This is a genomic window from Psychrobacter sp. T6-1, from assembly GCF_052258445.1.
In genome coordinates, this window is the sequence record NZ_JBQQFC010000278.1 from 1 (window position 1) to 3210 (window position 3210).

At 42.9% G+C, this 3210-nt stretch carries 5 protein-coding genes; all 5 read left to right on the forward strand.

What is annotated here, in order from left to right; translation table 11 throughout:
• The coding region (gene hisB / locus ACTXGO_RS11590) for an imidazoleglycerol-phosphate dehydratase HisB (RefSeq protein ID WP_443574611.1) at positions 1-540 on the forward strand (540 nt) is incomplete at its 5' end.
• Positions 540-1175 (forward strand): imidazole glycerol phosphate synthase subunit HisH, encoded by a 636-nt coding sequence (hisH, locus tag ACTXGO_RS11595; RefSeq protein WP_443574613.1) that lies wholly within the window; start codon positions 540-542, stop codon positions 1173-1175. The genes hisB and hisH, both read left to right, overlap by 1 nt.
• A gap of 91 nt (positions 1176-1266) precedes the next feature.
• The gene (locus tag ACTXGO_RS11600) at positions 1267-1644 is read left to right on the forward strand and encodes a hypothetical protein (protein ID WP_435949903.1); all 378 of its coding nucleotides are present in this window, start codon (positions 1267-1269) and stop codon (positions 1642-1644) included.
• A 67-nt stretch (positions 1645-1711) separates the two neighbouring features.
• A complete protein-coding gene (locus tag ACTXGO_RS11605; protein WP_443574615.1) occupies positions 1712-2554 on the forward strand; it encodes a hypothetical protein in 843 nt (280 codons plus the stop codon).
• Between the two features lie 207 nt (positions 2555-2761).
• The coding region (locus tag ACTXGO_RS11610) for a type 1 glutamine amidotransferase family protein (protein WP_459112926.1) at positions 2762-3210 on the forward strand (449 nt) is incomplete at its 3' end.

The window sequence follows — 3210 nt, forward strand, 5'->3', positions numbered from 1 at the left end:
TGTACCGTCAATCTTGATGGCACGGGTCAAGGGGTGGTCGATACCGGCGTGCCGTTTTTGGATCACATGATTGATCAGATCAAGCGTCATGGTCTATTTGATTTAGACATCAAATGCGTTGGCGATACCTTTATCGATGATCATCATAGTGTGGAAGATACAGGCATTACCTTGGGTCAAGCTTTTAATAAAGCGCTCGGTGATAAAAAAGGCATCCGTCGTTATGGGCACTTTTATGCGCCGCTTGATGAAGCGTTAACGCGCGCCGTCGTCGATCTCTCAGGTCGTCCTGGCTTACATATGGACATCCCTTTTACTCGCTCGCACGTCGGTACGTTTGATGTCGATCTATTTAGCGAGTTTTTTTACGGCTTCGTCAATCACTCATGGATGACCGTGCATTTGGATAACCTTAAAGGTAAAAACAGCCATCACCAAATCGAGTCGACCTTTAAAGCCTTTGCTCGCGCGCTGCGTATGGCCTGTGAGTATGATGAGCGCGCGCTTAATACGCTACCATCGACCAAAGAGGCGTTTTAATGACCAAAATAGCACTCTTAGATTACGGTATGGGTAACTTGCATTCGGTCAGCAAGGCACTCACCAATGTCGGCAGCGATGTGTCCATCACCAACGACCCCAAAGTCGTCGCAGCTGCTGATAAAATCGTCTTCCCCGGTGTTGGTGCGATGCGCGACTGTATGATCGGTATGCGTGATGCTGGTATTGATGATGTCGTACGTGACGCTATCTTTAATAAGCCCGTCATGGCGATTTGCGTCGGTATGCAAGCGCTATTTGAGCGCTCCGCTGAAAACGGTGGCACCGCTTGTTTGGGTATCCTAGACGGCAACGTAGAAGCCTTTGACCCAACGTGGATAGACGAGCAGGGCGCGACGATTAAAGTACCGCACATGGGCTGGAATACGATTACTGATATGGATGAGAGCCATCCTTTGTGGAAGGGCATAGAGAACAATCAGCACTTTTATTTTGTGCACAGTTATTACTGCGCTCCTAACGATGAGTCCCAAATTGCCGCCATTTGCGATTACGGACAGCCGTTTTGTGCCAGTATTATCAAAGACAATCTATTTGCCACTCAGTTTCATCCTGAGAAAAGCCATACCGCAGGCTTGCAACTACTCAAGAATTTTGTCGAGTGGGACGTGTAGTTAGGTAAAAGTTAAATTTGGCAGTAAGGTGAGTTATCATAGGCGTAACTCACCTTTTTTATTATCTATAACTAACATTTGAGATAAATAAGTGGACTTTACTACTTTTAAACTAAGCGTCATTGAAGTGACAGGTCTTGCCAAAGATGCCTTACATATCTACGTTGGCGTCGGCGTCTACCTGCTCTGCCTGTTTATCCTACGTCCTATTATCAAAAAGCAAGCCATCCGCTCAACTTTTGCTTTGCTAGTCGCCATCGGCATTGCCTTACTAGGTGAGTACTTTGACAATAAACACATCATAGCGCCAAAAGGTCTAATGGCTTTAGAAGGCTCAGATATAAAGGCCAGTATTCATGACCTTATCAATACTTGCTTGCTACCCTTCGTGCTTTATACTTTGACTCTATGGACGACTATATTCCACCCTTCAAACCCGCAAGTTAAAATGTTGAGACAAAGATCTTAACTTACCGCCCTAAAAATAAGCTAAAGTAAGGGTGTTCTTTCAAAAACCTGAAAGAGGCGCTATTACCATGTTTATCTCCAGCAAGTTTAAACCTTACGCTGCTAGACTCCTTTCTACACTGACCGCTTTGCTGCTTAGCTTTGGCAGCCACCATTCGGCAATGGCTGCTCAGAACGTCATTGAATCGACAAACCCCTCTATTAAAAAACCATTAGCCCGCGTAACACCTGCACCTGTCAAATTACTTGATACTAATGAGTTAAATCGAATAACGCATTTGTCAGTAGGCAAAAAAGATCAATTTTTTTCAGCTGGCAAAGTACTCAATGACTATCTTAAAATTGAATTAATAGATAAAGCCTTTTTTGAGAAAAAACGTCCGCTCGCTGTCGATTATTTATCACATAAAAACGCCATCAAAAAACGTAATGGCATAATAACTATTCAATTGGTTAAGGACTCTTTGAAACTAGTAGATATCGATAGTGACGATGATGGCGAAACGTATAGATATATCGGCCAAATAGATGCCTTAGATCAGCATCTGGTTGAAGTACTGCGTTGGGAGAGTCAGAACTATCAAATGTTTGATCAAGTTGAAGGGTTCTCAACTCAAGAGTTTTCAGCTTATCCTTATCTCTCACCAAATAAACGCTATATCATCTCAGCTTACGCCAACCCATATGAGGGTCATACCGATCTCGGACTCTATAAAGTTAAAGGCAGAGAGATCATCCCTGTTATGAGTGCAGGCTTTAAAAATTGGATGCCTATCACTGATCCTGCTGATATATTTTGGGCGAGAGATGGCTATCTGTATTTAGCGGTGACTCATAGCGCTAGTGCCATGCAGATCGGCGGTCGCGTCAATGCACAGATGCAGTATATTAGGATAAAAGTTGATTTATAGAGTGGTTAGTTGTTACATAGATAATTCTTGCAACTTAACAACCGACCCCTTACAAAGCTTACGAAACATAAAAACTCTCTTCTACTTAACGCCCCCTTAGTTTGTTATTTTACCCTTAGACAATAGCCAAATCGATATGCCTATCAAGTTTATTAATTTGGCTATCCATAACTATCAATAATAAAAACCTATTAAAAAGGAACCACTATGAATATCCAAAACCTAGTAGACAAAGCCAAAGATACTTTAGATAAGGCCAAAGACACCTTGGTTTTAGAGCCGCAAGAGACTGAGTCAGGCGCTTATATCCCTTCTAAGTCCTCGCTAAAGATAGCCGCACCGAACAAAACCAACTACGATCATACCGAGTATGATAATCGCTATACGGGCAATAAGAAAATTATGATGATCTGTACCGAGCAGCAGTATATGACCATGGAGAACGGCAATAAGTTTGACACAGGTAATCATCCCGTTGAGATGATGGTACCTTTATTGCACTTTAAAAAGGCAGGCTTTGAAGTAGACGTGTTTACCCCAACGGGGAAGCCTGTCAAAGTTGAGCAGTGGGCCATGCCAGAGGATGACAAAGACGTTAAAGAGATTTACGCTGAGTACGAGTCCAAGCTGAATAAGCCAAAAAGTATCGCTGACTT